The organism is Prevotella disiens (genome assembly GCF_900454955.1).
Taxonomy (GTDB): Bacteria; Bacteroidota; Bacteroidia; order Bacteroidales; family Bacteroidaceae; genus Prevotella; species Prevotella disiens.
The window spans coordinates 2,108,177-2,126,342 of record NZ_UGTL01000001.1 but is presented as its reverse complement, the minus strand read 5'-3'; the positions used below and the strand labels follow the sequence as shown (position 1 = coordinate 2,126,342).

At 34.7% G+C, this 18,166-nt stretch carries 10 protein-coding genes and 1 pseudogene; 3 read left to right on the top strand and 8 right to left on the bottom strand.

Annotated features, from left to right (window positions below; translation table 11 throughout):
• Positions 1 to 898: 898 nt before the first annotated feature.
• The 8 genes from DYI03_RS09325 to DYI03_RS09295 all read right to left on the bottom strand — a co-directional run bounded on the left by DYI03_RS09325 (position 899) and on the right by DYI03_RS09295 (position 13,020).
• Positions 899 to 2,020, bottom strand: a complete 1,122-nt coding sequence (locus DYI03_RS09325; RefSeq protein WP_021668572.1) for a phage major capsid protein — start codon at positions 2,018 to 2,020, stop codon at positions 899 to 901.
• A 327-nt stretch (positions 2,021 to 2,347) separates the two neighbouring features.
• On the bottom strand, positions 2,348 to 4,162 hold the full coding sequence (locus DYI03_RS09320; protein ID WP_021668570.1) for a BT4734/BF3469 family protein: 1,815 nt from the start codon (positions 4,160 to 4,162) through the stop codon (positions 2,348 to 2,350).
• Entirely contained in the window at positions 4,146 to 4,670 is a 525-nt protein-coding gene (locus DYI03_RS09315; RefSeq protein WP_169720541.1) for a helix-turn-helix domain-containing protein, read from the bottom strand. The genes DYI03_RS09320 and DYI03_RS09315 overlap by 17 nt, the downstream gene beginning before the upstream one ends.
• A 143-nt stretch (positions 4,671 to 4,813) precedes the next feature.
• Positions 4,814 to 5,044 carry a hypothetical protein gene (locus DYI03_RS09310; protein ID WP_147287678.1) on the bottom strand — a complete coding sequence of 77 codons (231 nt, stop codon included), beginning with the start codon at positions 5,042 to 5,044 and terminating at the stop codon, positions 4,814 to 4,816.
• A gap of 1,294 nt (positions 5,045 to 6,338) precedes the next feature.
• Positions 6,339 to 6,491: a hypothetical protein gene (locus tag DYI03_RS13465; protein WP_021668631.1), complete on the bottom strand. Its 153-nt coding sequence runs from the start codon at positions 6,489 to 6,491 to the stop codon at positions 6,339 to 6,341.
• 530 nt (positions 6,492 to 7,021) lie between these two features.
• Positions 7,022 to 8,470 (bottom strand): hypothetical protein, encoded by a 1,449-nt coding sequence (locus DYI03_RS09305; protein ID WP_021668632.1) that lies wholly within the window; start codon positions 8,468 to 8,470, stop codon positions 7,022 to 7,024.
• Between the two features lie 201 nt (positions 8,471 to 8,671).
• Complete coding sequence (locus tag DYI03_RS09300; RefSeq protein ID WP_021668633.1) at positions 8,672 to 12,028, bottom strand: DEAD/DEAH box helicase; 3,357 nt, start codon at positions 12,026 to 12,028, stop codon at positions 8,672 to 8,674.
• Positions 12,025 to 13,020 (bottom strand): YqiA/YcfP family alpha/beta fold hydrolase, encoded by a 996-nt coding sequence (locus DYI03_RS09295; protein ID WP_021668634.1) that lies wholly within the window; start codon positions 13,018 to 13,020, stop codon positions 12,025 to 12,027. The genes DYI03_RS09300 and DYI03_RS09295 overlap by 4 nt, the downstream gene beginning before the upstream one ends.
• Positions 13,021 to 13,625: 605 nt before the next feature.
• Here DYI03_RS09295 and DYI03_RS09290 point away from each other — a divergent pair.
• The 3 genes and pseudogenes from DYI03_RS09290 (at position 13,626) to DYI03_RS09280 (ending at position 17,888) form a co-directional block, all read left to right on the top strand.
• Positions 13,626 to 14,240 (top strand): TetR/AcrR family transcriptional regulator, encoded by a 615-nt coding sequence (locus DYI03_RS09290; protein WP_036859254.1) that lies wholly within the window; start codon positions 13,626 to 13,628, stop codon positions 14,238 to 14,240.
• Between the two features lie 4 nt (positions 14,241 to 14,244).
• Positions 14,245 to 16,659, top strand: a pseudogene (locus tag DYI03_RS09285) (TonB-dependent receptor).
• 35 nt (positions 16,660 to 16,694) lie between these two features.
• On the top strand, positions 16,695 to 17,888 hold the full coding sequence (locus DYI03_RS09280; RefSeq protein ID WP_021668640.1) for a YncE family protein: 1,194 nt from the start codon (positions 16,695 to 16,697) through the stop codon (positions 17,886 to 17,888).
• The last annotated feature ends 278 nt before the right edge of the window (positions 17,889 to 18,166 follow it).

Sequence of the window (18,166 nt, the reverse complement as noted above, 5' to 3'; positions counted from 1 at the left end):
AACTTTCGATGTGAAAGCAATATTGCTTTTTGAATTGCAAAAATACAGCATAAACAAAACAAATATATCATTTCTTCTTGATTTATATCAATAAAATTGCAACAATACAAAGTTTTACACCTTTTTCCTTTGAACTTTGAAAAAACTCCATTACATTTGCAATGTGTTTTTCATAGTATTAGATTTAAGGTTAACAAAGATTGGAGTACAGCGGTACTCCTTTTTTTATACATTGTATCAAAGTATAACTAATTGATAATCAAGTAATTAAGGATAAATAAGAATGATAGAATATAGTCTGGTTTACACTTCGGTTTACACTTTTACCGAGTGATTACCGAAACAGTATAATATAAAGAATAAGATGATGGTAAATAAAGTTTGAAAATTTGTCCTGTGTGTAAAGGAAAGAGGGGTGGGGTTTTGACGGTCCTTCTTCTAAAAAATCGGCCCCCTTCCCCTATATTGTTATTTTTCAATATTGTAAATATATTTTACTTAATTTACACAATAGTTTATATAATACATCATAGAAGTATTATCTATTTTACACTATCATTCATTGATAGTATTATAGTGTAATATAAAATGCTTTTATTTGCGTTTTAAGCCACTATAATATCTTTTATGTATAATAATCTACAAACATACTACATCGTCTTATATCGTCAGGAAATAGGCTTAAAATGAATTTATTGTTTTATTGGTGTGTTGGTTTAGTATTATATAGGGTAGATAATATACAATATGATTTAGTATTATAATTGTTGATAGGATAACCATACAAAAGAAGAAGGGGTAGCCGTTTGAAAGCTACCCCATCATAACATTAAAAATCAAAATTAAAAAAACTAAATTGAAAAAGATAAATTAAAAGATAATTTAATAATAAAATATATTATGCAACTTTGCCCACAACTATTTGGCTAGGATTTTTTAGACATCCGTTCTTGAATGTATTGATACTCAGTTCAATATAACCTTCTGCAATGTGTGTTACTTTGTCTATGACAATATCGGTCATACCCCAATCACCAATCACCAATTTAGATGCATCAATTAAGCACATATAGCCTTCTTGTACATTGTTTGTTTCAATTACCCTAATGCCGTTAATCATACCATTACAGAGTACAGGACAATTACCGTTTGTCATTAGCTTTAATGCTTTTGCAGCTTTCGAACTGCAAAGGTATGTAAGGTTAGCCATATCCTTTGTTGTTGCTTGATACTCCATTTCAACCAAATCTTTGTAACTTGTTACATTTGTGGGGGTTACACCATTAAACAATCCTTTTGGAAGGTCTATTGTTTCTTTTGTATCACTTAATAAAGCCTTTTCAAATGCTTGTTCGATGCTTGAAAGTAAGTCAGTTACAAAAGCGTTTTGCACATCCACATTGGTTGTGTTTACTAGGTCTACAGAATAACTACACAAAGCTACAATTCGTTTTGGCTTTAGCTCAATGTTGCCAAACTTCATTTCTTGAGGGTCGTACCCTACAGCATTAAATTGTACATTATCTTGAGTAATGTATGGGTAGTTGATGTTTGTTACTAAACCTTCAATTTTTGTCGCTCCTAGTCTCTCAAATATGTTATTTGTTGGTTTTACTACTACTTCTTGTACTTTTAGTGCTGCATCAAAAGATGATGCTTTGCCTATGTTAATTGCTCGTAGTTCGTTCGTTGGTATTGTAATGTTACCCTGTCCTCCCAAACGCTTACCTAAGTCATTTATTTGCTCAATATCACTTGTAAAACCTTTGCCGTTGTATGCTTGTTTTATGGCTCTATGTAACAAATTTTCGTTTGTTTGTTCTTGTACTTGTTTGTTCTGTGTTCTTTTTTCCATACTATTTGTATCTTTTATATTATTTAGATTTATATTATTTACTTGTATAGGTTTGTTGTTTGTTCTTATGCTTATTTTTGCATTGCTAAAAGCACATCTTTCAACCCCTCCGTTTTGTGCTATTCTTGCTTTTATTGCTTTTAGCTCTTTATCTTCTATCTTCATTTATTATTTTTCTATATTCAATATTATTTTTATTTGCTATTGTATGATTTATCTTTTCTATATCTTCTTTTATTTTGCTATATAAAACGAATATTTCCAACCATATACCAATAATACAAAATAATGGTATAAAATATATTATATATGTTATTATCATTTTCTTTAATATTAGTTTATCAAAATATTATATTTTCTTATTTTATTCTTAATCTACTATACCCTTCTGGCATCGTGGCTTGTTTGTGCCTCCGCTAACTGCTAAATAAGGTTAGCCATTTTGTAGTAATCTATCATTTCTTTATCTTTTAATTTCAGTTATTTTCATTTTTATTTTGCTTGATTATAGTACTTGTAGAATGTACCTAGTGTATATTGGTGGCCTTGTTCTATGTAATTTAGTGAAGTGTCGAAACACTCGTTTATTTTATAGGCATCATAACCTTTTCTTTGTTTCCTTATTGTGTGCAAATATTCTCTCCCTTCCTCTCCAAATACACTTGCCATACAATTACTTAAGTCTAATGTTTCTTGGTGGGTTTTTGTTATTATAAGCCTCCTTTCCTCAATGTCTTTTAGTGCCATTTCGAAGGTGGCTTTATCTTTTGTATGGTTAGTTTTGTATGTTGGTTTTGTTTCCTCGCAAGTTACTTTTGGAAAATTTATCTTTTTCTTTGTATAGATTTGTGCCTTCTCGTTATAATAGCTTTCTGTATCATAGCTAATAACTCGCAATCTGTTAAGATTTTTACAACTCTTATCTATTGTTATACCTATCTGTGAAAACTCATCTTGTAATGCCTTAAAGTGGGGTAAAAATGCATCCTTATCTCCGTCTACAAATATCAAACAATACAAACCTTTACCTCCAACGCTTTTGCTTGAATATAAAGTGTATGGGAGTTTATTTACCTTTTGTCTTATTTCCTCTATGTTTGTTTGTTGGTTGTCCTTTTCGTCTATGTCTAAACAAATAATATTTGTGTATTTGTCTATTTCTTTTGCATTGCAGCCACACGAACAGGAAACGGTAAACATCGGCATTTGCATCTTTTTTCTCTTATACTCCTTTTCGTTTGTATCTCTATCTATTGACCTTATTTGTTGAATATTTTCCTTGTATTTTTCACCCATTTGTATGGCATCAAATAATGATACATCACCTACCTTTGTTTGCCCTTGAGGTGTCAGTTGGAAAACACTTACTTTGGTGTCGGTTAGGATGCCTTCAGGAACTCTTTTACTTGTTTCTGTGTGTTCTTTTTCTTGTTTAATGCTAACCACATTATCACCAATTTTTATCGTTTCTAATGTCTTTATTTGGGGTGCTGCTGTGGTGGTTTTGTACATACTTTCCAAATAGGTTGTAAACGGAAGGTCTGTTTCTTGTGCCTCCATATATACTTTTGTTATTGGGTCGAACTGCAAACAAACACTTCTTCCACATACACCACAATCTATATTATTTCTGATTTTTAGCGTTGTTATTTCTGTTATAAAACGCTCTCTATCTGTAATTTGGACTGAAAAGATGTAGTCAGCTAAGTTAAAAAAGTGTGCGCTACCACTAGCCGAATAACCGTCAATCTCTTCACCTTTGTTCATTTTTCTAGTGTGTACAACTAACAAAAAACATATATTCAATTTCTTTGCTAACTGTGTGAAACTTGTAAGTATTTTTCCTATTTCATATGTTTCGTTACTGCTGCCATACAAATTTTGCAAGCAAGTGAAATTGTCAAGCACAACCATATCTATATTTTTTGCCTCCTTTGCCTCCTTAATGGTGTTGCACAGGTCTTCAATGTCGGTAAATTCGGTATCATCAAGTATTACGCTATACTCCGCCATCTGCTGTACATCTCCATAATATTTGTATAGGTCATTTACAAATCTACCCGTTGAGCCTTCAAACGGAATGTATAGTGTTTTCCAATTGTTTTCCTTCGCCATCAAGTAAGTATAGTAATTAACAAATGTACTCTTACCTGCCCCTGGCGTTGAAACACATATTGCCAATGTACTTCGGTCTAACCTCATTATATCATCTAGTGCCTTCAATCCACATTTGTACCCGTTATGGTCGGTGCTATTGTACTTCAAAAGTACCTCCGTTATTTGCTCTAAATTAAGAAAGTTTGCCATTTTGTATTGTGAATTTTTCTTTTAATTTATTTTCGTATTCCCTTCTTGCTGCTACTATATCTAAAAACTTTGTGTTTGTTGGTTTAGGTTGTTTTGTAGCGTTCTTTTTAATTTCGTTCGAGCAATTGGGGATTTGCCCTTGAGGGGCATCCCCTTGCTCTCTCTCTTTATGTGTGGTTGGTATGTTTTCTTTCTTTTCTTCTTTCTTTTCTTGTTGTTGTTCTGTTTGTTCGTTTTCCTCTTTTTCTATCTCCGCTTTTATTTGTAGTGCTTTTTCTGTTAAGGTAAATTTTGTTGTAATTACTTCTTTGTATTTACTTCTTGTATAATCTATATAACCTTCTGTTTTTAACCATTTTAATGACCTTGCAACGGTCATCCTTGTTAGTCCTAAATGTTTTGCAATATATGTTTGTTGGTAGGTATTTGTTTGGCTGAATAGTAGCATATTGAAAATATGTGCTATTACTAGATTGGGAAATATCTCAAATAATTTTGTATTTATCACGATATTCATTTTTTAGCTTTTTCTTTTAATATATTATTTGTTTAGCTTTTCTTTGGTTTCTTTATATATAAGGTATGGAGGGGGGGTTAGAAATAAAGAAAAGCTAAAATGAAAAATTTTACCCCCCTATTACTCAATACCTTTTATTTATTATTGTTATCCTTATTATATTTGTTTATTTCTTTTATAATCATTTCTTGTATTTTTTCATTTTTCGTTACTATTTCCCATATTTTTAGGATGGCCTCTTTTGTTGCTATTGTGTTTCGTTGCTTTGCTTTTATTTGCTCTTTTCTTTCGTCTGAAAAAAACGATTTTGTGCGTTTTACTGACCTTGATAATTTTGCTTTATGTTCGTCTGTTAAATGTCTCATTTGTATTTGTGTCTTTCTATATAATAAATACATCTTAAAATGTAAAAAGTCAATAATTTTAGTAAAAAATTTTTAATTATTTTATCAATTATTTTATAACTAACTGATTGTTAATAAATTATAAGTTGAAAATATTTTTTAATAGGAATAAAAAACTTTGTAAAATATACTTTTAATCCTTTATTGATGCAAAGATATGTAAAAAATATTAAAAACAAAAGTTATAAAGTAATATTTTCTTTTACGAGCAAATGGGGATTGCCTTGAGGGGTCATCCTCTTTGCTCTCTATCTGTGTGGTTCTGCTGTTTGTGTTCTTTGTCTGTGTCTGTCTGTTATCTCTGATATTATATATAAGACTAACCATACAAAAATAAAAAGAGAGGATGGGGGATTTGCTCCCAAAGCAAATATCCCCTAATCCTCTTTCTTTTATTTATTTTCTTTAATATAATAAGAATATCTTATTATATTCTTATTATATTCTTTGTGTAACATTTTATTACTACCTATGTAACATTTTGTTACTACCTATGTAACATTTTGTTACTATGTATTTTTATATATTTTACATTGAGGATTTACCCCTTGAGGGGTCATCCTCTTTGTTATCTATCTGTGTGGTTCTGCTGTTTGTGTTCTTTGTCTGTGTCTGTCTGTTATCTCTGATATTATATATAAGACTAACCATACAAAAATAAAAAGAGAGGATGGGGGATTTGCTCCCAAAGCAAATATCCCCTAATCCTCTTTCTTTTATTTATTTTCTTTAATATAATAAGAATATCTTATTATATTCTTATTATATTCTTTGTGTAACATTTTATTACTACCTATGTAACATTTTGTTACTACCTATGTAACATTTTGTTACTATGTATTTTTATATATTTTACATTGAGGATTTACCCCTTGAGGGGTCATCCTCTTTGTTATCTATATGGCTCTACTGTTTTTTATTCTTTATCTCTAAAAAGAACAAACCATACAAATAAAAAAAAATAAGGATAACCACACAATAAAAGAAAAGATGAGGATGGGTTTTGCCCCTAAAGGCAAATACCCTAATCCTCTTTCTTTTTCTTTTTCTTTTTCTATAATAATAAAAAATATATTTTAGTAATATATTTTATTATTATATGTGGCCACCATTTGGTGTATAGGGGTGGCCACCAATTGGTACATAGGGGTGGCCACCAATTGGTACATACCCTATTTTATATATAAAAAGAAAAACGGCATCCATATCTAAAAAGATATAAACACCGTTTACCAACTAATTGGTTTATATATAATTATTTGCTTGAACACAAAACAGCCCTGTGTATTTCCTCCGTTTCCGTTATATCTACTAACTCCCCACTATCAAACCAATATTGCAAGTATTTATCCCCAACCTTGTATATTTTGTATGGGGTCATCATCTGTAAATAATCTTCGTCAATCATAATTGTATTTTGTTTCTTTATTATAAATATCTATTGTATGGCAAAAACAAAACAAGCCATACACATATAAAATATATAATATAGGGACAAACAAACAATAAAATTCAATATAAGGCTATTTCCTGCCCCTACAAGCGTTTATGATGATATTATAGTATAGTTTATTACTGAAAGAAAAATAACGGCTTAAAACGAAAATAAACGCTATATATGACTATTTTTATATTATCTTATATTGTATGGTGTAATATCTAATAAATCAAACAAACAAAATATTTCAATATATTAGACAAATATTCAAATTATTGGAGGATGTATAAAACAATAAATTCGTTTTAAAGCTATTTCCTGCCGTTTTTAGCGTTTGTAGTGGTATTATGGTATAACTTACAAGGAAATACAATACAAGCCGTTAAAACGCAAATAAATAGCTAAATAATAAAAACACAACAACCATACAAATAACCATACACAATATAAAACAAATTGGGGGTAGCTTTTAATGGCTACCCCCAATTTGTGTTTCTAATCTATTTTACTAATGAATTATATATCTTTAGATTATTTTCAAGTAACTGATGGTCGAAGTATCCATCAAAATATGTGGCTTGTTCATCAACGCTATGTCCTGCCATACTTGCCAATTGCTCCTTATTTATACCATTCCTTAATCCAACTGTAATATATGTATGTCGCATCGAATACAAAGACATCTCCTTGAACTCATCCATTATATTATTAGCAATGTCCAATTTTTCAAATTCTTTTATCATACCTTTCTTCAAAAATGAAACACAGTTGGAAATGCGTTCTAATTGCTGCTTTGGGGTTCTTTGTTTGTCTTTACTCAAGAAGTTAATTAAAAAATCATCCTTATCTTTTAGTGTACCGTCTTTTTTGTATCTGTAAAATTTCAAAATTTCCTCCAATTCCTTTTTTAATGGTATTACAAGCTGTGCCTCCGAACTTGTTTTCTTTCGAAATAAACCATTTGGTAAAACAATATATTTTATATCATTATTATTCATTTCCTTTAGTTTATTTTTCATTTCTTCTTTTGTTAATCCTTTGAATTTATTTATTATTTCGTTTGGTTGTTTATTTTTCATTGACTCTTTTAATCTTGATTTAATTTCCAAATCTCCCATCTTTAGATTTGCCAAATCCACAGGAGCTAAACCTTGAAAGAAAAAATCTAACATATACACCATTAACCCGTTGCAAACATTGTGCATATTATAGGTTAAAATGTAATCTCTTTCGGGTTTGTGGCTAAATAATACTGCAGTTAAATGGTCAAACAGTGTCTTCAGTGCAATTGGTGTTAATGCTTTTTTTCCTTGTACTTTATATACTGTCATCTTCTTGTTTATGATTACTTTTCTATTATTTATCAAATCATTTTCCCTTCCGAAATTAAATACAATTTTGAAGTATTTTGCCAATTTTGCTTGTTGTTGAACGCTCTTATTTTCTGATAGATTGTTTTGAAATATATCTACCCATCTTTGGTTAATACTATTCATAGGTAGTTCATCACCATATATACTTTTTAGATAGTTCTTCAATTGTTTGTAATTTTTCAACGAACTTGCTTTTTGTGTTTGTGCTTTATAGTCAATGAGTTGATAGAAGTCAGTAAATTTAACATCATCATCATCTATATAAGATTGTTCTTTTTCTTTGATTATTGGTTTAGTAATATCACAAATCAAGCTGAAATCATATAATCCCAACTTGTTCCAACACTCATCACACCTATTGTATAAGGTATTATATACATCCTTAATGTTTTTATTCTTTATGGTACTCCTTGCATCTCTACTCCCTATCTTGCCACTATTTAGCCAATTGGATGGTTTGGCACTTTCCCCAGTACTGATTATCTTTCTTTTTTTGTTATGTGATAATTCCACCACAATAGGATTTTCACCGTTTGCCAATTTTTTGGACTTGTACAATTTTACCGTTACTTTCATATCTCTTTTTTTTATCTCTGGTTTACACTTGGTTTACACTTTTGTAGTATCTACAAAGATAATTTGAAAAAGTGAAACAACAAAGAAATTTTGTAACTAATTGATATATAGGTAGATATAATAATTCTAAATTTATGTTAAGGATTATTTAATAAGTACAGCGGTACTCCTTTTTTTATGCCTTGAAATGACGATTTTAGACTATAAAACCAGCCTTCCATCTTTCCTTTTTATATAATCAATCAGTTCGCTGAAAAGTTGATTTTGGCGCAATGTGGCTTCATTTCCTGTCAAAATGAGTTGCTTTCGGGCGCGAGTTATGGCGACATTTAGTTTGCGGTCGATTGCTTTTCCGTCTTCAACGAAGGTGTTGGCAGTGAGAAATTCCAATTGAAAGCGGTTTTGAATGGTGAACGAATAGATGATAACATCACGCTGACTGCCTTGATAACGCTCCACAGTGTCAATACTTATCTTTTCTATTTCGGGCAAATGGAGCTGTTCTAATTCCTTTCTTATCATTGCAATTTGGTTTCTGTAAGGCACAATGATACCAATTGACTTCTGTGCATCGAATGTTTTGCTCATTTGTCGGTGTAAACGGCGCACAAGGTCGGCTACAATGCGCGCTTCTTCTGTATTTACTTTCTCTGAAATATTAGCTTGACGGCACGATTTTGAAGGGATAAAAATCATGCGATGCGCCTTTAAAAAGTCATCAATTGCATCTTCACTTTCTTCGTTATAAGGCAATTTTAATTCCATTTGATGCTCCAAAGGCACACATTCTAATTGCTCACGAGCATAGAAATAAGCGTTTGGAAAAGCTGCAATATCGGGGTGCATACGTCCTTGTTTACGCAATATACCTATGAAATTGGTGCGTTGAGCTGCTCGCTCGGTCAATATGAGGCGTTCAAACAAGGAGTTTGCACAGTTAGGAAGGTGTATTTCTTCTAACAAAGGCGAATTGCTTGCCGACTCTTTACTGTCTTGTTGCACCACGGCAGGCAATTGTTTATGGTCGCCAATGAGGATAAATTTGTTAATTATCTGCTTTTTATTTCTATGTGCAGCAAGCAATCCAACGATATTTGGTTCAAGAATTTGACTCGCTTCATCAATGATAGCAAGTTCAAAGTGTTTAATATCAAAGATTGCCGTGTGTGTAGCGAGGCTTGCTGTGGTGCTGACAATGATGCGAGAAGCTGCAATGGTTTGTTTAATATGCTCTAATGTAGGGTTTGTTTTTATTGCATTGGTAAGCAAATTATCGGTAAATCGTGGGTCGCACGAGTATTCTTTCGACAAGCGGAGAAATGGAATTTCGTTGTCAGCGAGCATTCCGCAGATTTCGTCCACGGCACGATTGGTGTATGAAAGTAGCAATATATCTTTTCCTTCATGCTCTCTTACAAGATATTGCAATGCCATTGAGGTTTTGCCCGTACCTGGAGGACCGATTAAAAGAAAATAATCTGAAGCTTGTTTGGCACGCAAAATAATGTCATCATAGGTAGGATTATAACTTTTTGTAAGTCCTATTGTTGTGTCTTTTTGTGGCTCTCGTTGTCCTAAAAGCAAGTCTTTTCGTTCTTTGCTTGCCGTAACGAAAGTGTGTAGACCTTGAATTGCTGTTGTAGCACCTATATCACTGCTGCTATGTTCTATTGCAAATTGGTCGCCAGAGAGTAAATCAGGGTTCTGTTGTCCATCGTTCAAGCGCACAATGATGGTGTTACTATGTATTTCTTGTAGCGAACCACGAAAGAGAATGGCGTTTCTAACATCGGGGAGTTCGTTTTTTCGATAAGCATACAGATACACCATATCGCCACGGCGAAAGTTTGGCAGAAAATTATCGCCTTGTTCTGGTACAGAAAGTGTAACAATATCGTAGCCGCTATACTCTGAACTTTTTTCTTTTTGGACGATTTTCAGTCCTGTGTAGATGTTTCCCGTTTCTATTTTTCCTGCCAATGGCATGTTCCAAAGGTCGGCATTGCTGCTACCAGTTCCCTCTTGATAGCCCACTTTTGATATGATTTGTTCTTTGATAACGAAGCGCATCATACGAGAAAAATAGGCTTTTTCTAATGCTGTAAGGTGGTGTAGCGGTGCAAGCGTTGTGGTTAAACGAGGCAAAATATATTGTTCATAAAAACGGTCGTTACACGCTTCTATTTTTAAAGTGTTGGGTGTGAGTTGCGGAATGAGCTTTGAGAAGTCGTTTTCGCCTATCCAATACTCTGTTGCTACCACTTGATTGCGGAATTTTATCGCCTCCATGATGAGCGATTGCAAGGCTTCTACTTCTAAAAGTCCGTCAGGAAGTGGATATTTCGAGTAGAGTAAATGAATATTTGTAGCTCGTATACTGCGACTGAAATTGTATTGTAAGATGCCAAAATAGAGCAAAACTTGCACATAATGTTTCTCTAAATACATAGAGCCGTGCTTGTTAGGGCGTTTGCTTGCAATATGAAAATTCTTTCCCGACTTTTGTTCTACTAATAATTCAAAATCAGTTGTCATTAAATCGACACGTCCTTGTATGCCCAAACTTTCGCAAACGAACGATGGTTCGAGTATTGCTTTTTGCTTATCGTAGGTTTTAAACAAATCGTCTACGATACCTTGAATGTTTTTAGCTTGCTTTTTGCCGTCTTCTATAAATTCGTTTGGTTTAAAATCGGTGCAAGTAGCAAAGTCTAAAGCCTTATTTCGGAAGTTTGCTTTAAAGGCTTCTGTGATGTCGTATTGCGGATTATTGATGATTTCGTCGAGTGCTGTGCTGGCAAAATTGCCCAACAGAATGGCTGAACTTGACGCTTTCGATTGCATTCTATTGACCAAATAGAGCAACGGGTGGTGTCCATATTCTTCAAAACATTGGGCGATGGAAGAAATATCGACAAGGAAATCGGGTTCAACAACGATGATACGTGGCACGATGCGTTTCCGTTTTACACTGCAATCCAGTAAGTTTAATTGCATTCCTTCCCGCAAGATTTTTCGAATATAAGTTAGGTTTATGTGTTCTGGCGTATTGATATAATCTACGATAACCTCCTCTTCTCCAGCTTCTTGGTTGAGTATTCCGACCCGAATTGTTTGCTCGTCCCACGCGTGAACCGTACAACGAATGTAGCGATAATTGGCAATTTGAAAGTTAGTGCGCCTTCCAATGCTTGGAATCTTCCCAACGAGAAAAGCAGGGATAGGCATATTGAAAACCGCAGAAATGAAAATAGCCAATGCTCGGCAATCGTACAAGAGTTCTTGAGGTAGGATTGGTGCGACGGAATTGCTGTGGTGGCGCATCAAATGAATGGCTACCGTGTCTTGAGGGGTGATGTTGTGCTGTCGGCAAAGCCTATCAACTTGCGAAGAAAGGTTACCAAAACCGTGTTGAGTGCCTTTCAATCCTTCGTGGCAAGCCAATACTAACGTGTCGTGTATCAGCCGATTTTGTGTAGAAAAGTCATTATCAGAAAAGTTGATAATCTCCTGAATGCGAGCAAAAAGTTCGTGTGCTGTTATGTTTCCTTCGGTCATTGTCCTCCCAATCTTTCAAAATAAATGATGAGTTCTTCCCATGTTTTAAATTCATCGCTGCCAAATTGCAGCGTTGTCCCCATAAAACCATCATTTTTATTGGTAGAAATCAAGTAATCGCCTAATAAGAGTTGAGGTTCATTAGCAAATAAAACATGGTTCCAAGCAGGCGCACTGAACACCTCTTTTATCCATTTTTGCACCTCTATCATTGCTGTTGGATTGTTGGTTGGGGCAGGGGCTACAAAGTAAACATTATAGTGGTTCAACAGCATTTCGTAAGCCTTGAACAAACTTGATTTTGGTTTGCCGTAATTGTCTGATAGGGTAGACCAATCAATGAGTACAGTTTTGCGTTCACGTCCTTCTTGTTTGTCGTCAATCCACCGAATAACGGGCATGATGAAATGGAAGATTGCTTTCTCAACAAGGCGGTGTTCACCATGAAAATGAAAGGCTTGCGGATAATGTTCATGGAATAAATCGAAGGTATGAACAATCGGGTCGGCATCGCCAAAGAGACCGTAAACCCTACTTTTTTCCTCCTCTGTAATGCCCGAAAAACATTGTTCGGTAATCTCCTTATACTCCTTTTGCAACGCCTTTGTAACGATAATTTCTTGTACACCGTCTTTGCGTGGATTTTGAAAAACTTGTTTTCCCAACATATTACTTTCGCTAATGGTTGTTCCCATGTGGAAAGCTGGATTTACACAGATGCGGTCGGTGCCGTAAAGCATTTCGGTGTACATGCCACCCATTGATGTTCCAATGAATAAGTCGGGTTGTTCGTCTGCCTGAATTTGTCGTAAAAGCGACATCGCCTCTTCTGGGTGAATGGGCAAGTCGGGTGCAATCACCGTAGAATCAGGCATATATTCTTGCAGAATTTTAGCCGTATGGGTAGCCCCAGACGACATAAAGCCGTGAACATAGACTATTTTTTTGCCCACCATTAAGTCTGCAAACGTTTTTCTATATTGATTTTCCATTGTTATTTGTATTGAATTTGTGAAAGCGGAACACATTGTTATTCCACTTATTATCGTTTTCTTGAATCAATTGAGAGCCTTGTTCTTTGCTTATCGTGCAACTCCCTCAAAAGTCATACCTATTGTTTTGAAATTCAAAATAGGCTCTTTTGCGCTTCAAAACCTATTGTTTTGCGTTTCAAAACAGTAGGTTTTGATTTTTGGCATCTATGGAAAGGGTGTCAAGAGATACTATTTTGAAAAACACCAACAAGTGCAAAAATACAAATAATAATCGTAAAACAATTGCGTAAAAACATGAAATGGGATAAGCATTCCTATATTTTACGACTTTCATACAGCCGCCTCGTTAGTTTTTCTAATTTGGGTGCAAAAAATCTCCCATTATTGAGTGGTGCATTTTATAAGAAATCACTATTTTTAGGTATTGTGGAGAAATGTCATTATTTCTAACTTTGCAGCATCTAAAAAAAGTTTATGACAAAGGATAAATATCATATACAAAGAATTTCTGAATTGAAACAGCACAGTAGCGCATCATTCATCATAGAATGGTGCGCTTTTTTTGTGAACAAAACAGAAAAATGTCCGTTAATAAAATAGCGATGAAAATATTAAAAGAAGAAATAAGAAGCCGAATTGTCATGGCTGCTCGCAATGAGTTTATTAAAAATGGCTTTAAAAAAACGTCGATGCGCACGATTTCTGCAAAGTCAGGAATTGTCTTAGGTAATATCTACAATTATTTTAAGACAAAAGATGATATTTTTTATGCAGTTCTCAAACCTTTACTTGCCGTCTTACATGAAAGAATGGCTTCCTATCACATAGAAAAAGACAAGATAGACAAAGTTGGTTTCTCGATGCAAGACCAAAAAGATTTGCTAAGAGAAACGCTTAAAATAATTTTCTTGTATAAAGAAGAATTAAAGTTGCTGCTCTTTGAGTCAAAAGACACTTCTTTGGAAGTTTTCCGTGAGAATTTTATCGACGAACAAGTAGCAATAAGTAAAGAATATATTGACCACATGCAAAAAGTATATCCACAACTTCAAACAAATGTTTCACCACTATTCTTTCGGATTTCCTCTTTTATATGGGTAACAATTATAGAAGAAATTGTTTCAAATGCAAAAATCGGCAAAGAAGAGGCAAAACAGACTTTGTCTGAATATATACGCTATAATACGACAGGATGGCAAGCACTCATTAACCAATAAGATTATGAAAAGATTATTCATCGTAGCGATATTGTGTTTATGTCCAACGATTTTGGCTGCTCAAAATACATTAAGTGGGAAAATCATGGATAAGGATACAAAACTTCCAATATTTGGTGCATATGTATCAATCAAAAACACAAAACAAAAAACAGTTTCAGGTAAAACAGGCAATTATCAAATTGATATACCCTTAAAAGGAACATATATTGTTGAGATTTCATTTGTTGGATATAAACGAGTGAGGCAAGCCTTTGTGTCAAATGGTAATGCCACGAAAGACTTTTTTTTGGAAACATCTGCGAGTGCACTTGACGAAGTTGTAGTAAGAGCCTCCGCACAGAAGGCAGAAATAAACCGTATTCGGCAAAGTCCTATGGCTGTAACGGTCGTAGATGGAGCCAAGTTGAGGGGACGTTCAAGCGGTATAGAAGAAATTCTCACAAGAACGTCTGGCATCAAGGTGAGAAAGTCAGGCGGATTAGGAAGTGCCTCTCGCATATCTGTACATGGGTTGGAGGGTAAGCGAGTCGCTGTCTACATCAATGGATTTCCTTTAAATAGCCCTGACGGTTCCTTTGATATTAACGATATTCCGATTGATGTAATTAAGTACATAGAGGTGTACAAAGGAATCGTTCCTGCAGAATATGGTGGTGATGGACTTGGAGGTGCTATCAACATAGTGACACGAGAGGATGAATGTGACCTAGTGGGTTTTACGCAGGAATTGGCATCATTCGGGACATCTAAGACACTTGCAAGTGCCCAGAAACTTTTTGCAAAATCTGGAATATTGTTCAATGTTGCTTTCTTCAAGAACAAATCCAAGAACAATTATATGATGTCATGGCCAGTGTTTGAGACTAATCTACCTGCTTCTGAATACAGAAAGGTGAGACGAAACAACGACTATTATGACGCAGACTTCTATCATGTGGGCATAGGTTTTAGAAAGCAATACTTCGACAAACTGGATTTGGAATGTGCTTTTTACAGGAATAAGAAAGGCATACAGTCTCTCAACTTTGACTCTCGATATGCCTATACAAAAAGTCTTAATATTATGCCTACTTTGAATATGGAGAAGAAAAATTTCATTTTCAAAGATTTGGATCTGAAAAACACACTTGTTGTTCCCATCATACGTTCTAACATGACGGATACGGCAACTACAAGAACGCAATGGAATGGGACGGTCACGCAAGCTAATGGGGAGACAGAGGATAATCTTTTCAACGAGTCCCATGACCGGCAATTTGAGTTGCGAAATAAATTTAACTTGAAATATACACTTGGACGACATACTTTCAATCTGAATGATCAATTCGTATTCTCAGACTATAGACCTAAGGACGATCGTATGAATGAATACCTTGGCTTCGATCCCAGTTCATTTCCCAGCAAAATGACTTCAAACAACATCGGACTAAGTTATTTGTTTGCTTCTTCTAATAATCGCTTTCAGAATTCCTTGACAATAAGCATCTATTATCTGAAGTCAAAAATCTATAGAACAAGCGATGCCTTGTCAAAAGACAAGACAGAAAACGTATTCGCTCCCAAGCAGACCAACGTGAACAAAACGTATTATGGCTTTAGCGAAGGGCTTAGCTATGAATTATGGAAAGGTGTGAGGGGAAAAATCTCGTTTTCACACAATGTGAGAATTCCTGATACGGGAGAATTGTTCGGAAACGGAATGAGTATCAAACCTTCTGTAAATCTTCAGCCAGAAGTTGGAAATAATTTGAACATTGGGGTCATCATGGACAAGAGAAATCTATTGGGGCTTACTCGTGTGCAATGGGAAACAAACTTTTATTATATGTACATGAAGAATATGATAAGACTTTTCCCCGCTGACATCCGTTCCATATATATAAACTTAGGAAAGACAAGTACGCTTGGTTTCGATACTGACTTAAAGGTAGATATAACCCCAAACGTCTATGCATACTTTAATCTTACATTACAGGACATTCGAGACCGTTAAAAATGGTTAAACGATGAGAAAGGTTCGGATAATCCTACGTATGACAAGCATGTTCCCAACATACCTTCATTTTATTACAACTATGGCATGGAATATCACGTTGAAGGTTTGTTGGGAAAGACGGAGTTGTCCAGAGTTTATGTTGATGTTTCTCATGTCGGAGAATTCGATTGGGGCTGGCAAATGAGCACACTGCCCGACCAACGTAAGAAATGGATCATTCCTTCCAACGATGTGTTTACCATAGGGCTTCAACAGTCATTTTGGCATAACAATGTTTCTCTGAGTTTCGAGGTCGAAAATATTTTTGACAAAGAGAACTACATGGAATTCAAAATGCCACTGCAAGGCAGAACCTTTAAGGCTAAATTGCGTTTTAATCTGTTCCGAGACAAAGTCTCAGGAGGAGCTATGAGTATGTAAATTCTTATTATTCATTTCAAAAATTTATAGTCAAAATGAAACATTATTTCTTAGTCGCAGCCACGGCGCTGCTTGTGTTATCAGGTCTTTCCTCATGTAGTAAAGACACTCCAGATGTTCCTCCAACGCCACCAGCAAAGTCCGAGGCAGGATTTGTGCATAGCGTGAATATTGGAGAGAACACATATGTCAGTCTGTTCAAGGACTTGACAGCCAGTTCGCTCAATACGGACAATGCTTTGGTGTTTGCCAAGGGTGCATTTTCATTTGTACATGGTGGCAAGGTATATGTGACTGACACGGAACACCTTTACAAATATGCGCCAAAAGATGGCAAGCTCGTCCAAGAGGGCATGACTATGGTTTTCCCAAGTGGTGCAAAGGCAACGTACATCACGTTCGCATCCAATAAGAAGGCATATGTTTCTTGCCTTGGTATAGGAAAGGTGTGGATTATTGACCCATCCTCAATGACGAAGATAGGAGAAATAGACTTATCCGACTATTCTTTGGGAAAGTCCTCTGGTGACAATAATCCTGAACCATGTGCCTCTGTTATCAGAGACGGAATTTTATATGTGTCACTGAATGAAATGAAGTCTGCTTATTCTTGCGAAACTGGAGCCTATGTTGCATTAATTGACACGAAAACAGACAAGCCAATCAAACTTATTAGTGATAGTCGCGTTACGATGTCGTCCAGCGGAACACCTGCTGGTGATCCGTTTGTGGACGAGAAGGGTGATATCTATTTCTATTGCGTAGGAATGTTCGGTTATCAGATGGGGGCAAAGGAAGGCTTCTTGCGCATTAAGAAGGGAGAACAGGAGTTTGACAAGTCTTATTGCTTTACCCTTGCAGATGTAAATCTGGAGGGTGTAAAAGGAGGTAAAACTTCATATGCCTATAATAAGGTATATGGTGGAAACGGAAAGGTTTATGGATACCTAAATATTCCTGGGGCAGCAAGCAATCCACCAGATTACGTTCATGATAAATCGTTTCAGCCTTTTGAGATTAATCTCTATGATAAGACTTGCAAGAAGATGAACTTCTCAGGAACTACAGGCTGGGCGGCATCCATTTGCAAGTCGGGCAATGACATCATCTTCGGTATGTCAACTGATAAAGGAATGGGCTACTCTATCTATCATTTGAATGATGGAAGCTATGAAAATATAAAAGTAAAAACTTCTGGTGCACCATATATGATTAGTAGTCTGAAATAGAATATATTTCCTTGTCGAAAGTAAAATATTTCGACAAGGAAATTGTTTTCCTATCTATAAAATTTTCATTTATAATCGTCCCTTTTCTTCATTGCCAGCACCAGTGCCTTTATATTTATTTTTAGTGATGTTGAAATTATATTGAATTCACGTTGTTTGCGGAAATAAGGTATAATATAATAATGTAGAAAAAACATTTTCTTTTAAACATACTATATATATGCAATATTATTGATTATTTTTGAAAAATTGCTACATTTCGTAACTTATATTTTGTT

Bases quoted from the DNA above. Each gene is read 5' to 3' on its own strand.
- DYI03_RS09325 (WP_021668572.1), bottom strand. From the start codon at position 2,020: ATGAAGATAGAAGATAAAGAGCTAAAAGCAATAAAAGCAAGAATAGCA.
- DYI03_RS09320 (WP_021668570.1), bottom strand. From the start codon at position 4,162: ATGGCAAACTTTCTTAATTTAGAGCAAATAACGGAGGTACTTTTGAAG.
- DYI03_RS09310 (WP_147287678.1), bottom strand. From the start codon at position 5,044: ATGAGACATTTAACAGACGAACATAAAGCAAAATTATCAAGGTCAGTA.
- DYI03_RS13465 (WP_021668631.1), bottom strand. From the start codon at position 6,491: ATGATTGACGAAGATTATTTACAGATGATGACCCCATACAAAATATAC.
- DYI03_RS09305 (WP_021668632.1), bottom strand. From the start codon at position 8,470: ATGAAAGTAACGGTAAAATTGTACAAGTCCAAAAAATTGGCAAACGGT.
- DYI03_RS09300 (WP_021668633.1), bottom strand. From the start codon at position 12,028: ATGACCGAAGGAAACATAACAGCACACGAACTTTTTGCTCGCATTCAG.
- DYI03_RS09295 (WP_021668634.1), bottom strand. From the start codon at position 13,020: ATGGAAAATCAATATAGAAAAACGTTTGCAGACTTAATGGTGGGCAAA.
- DYI03_RS09290 (WP_036859254.1), top strand. From the start codon at position 13,626: ATGAAAATATTAAAAGAAGAAATAAGAAGCCGAATTGTCATGGCTGCT.
- DYI03_RS09280 (WP_021668640.1), top strand. From the start codon at position 16,695: ATGAAACATTATTTCTTAGTCGCAGCCACGGCGCTGCTTGTGTTATCA.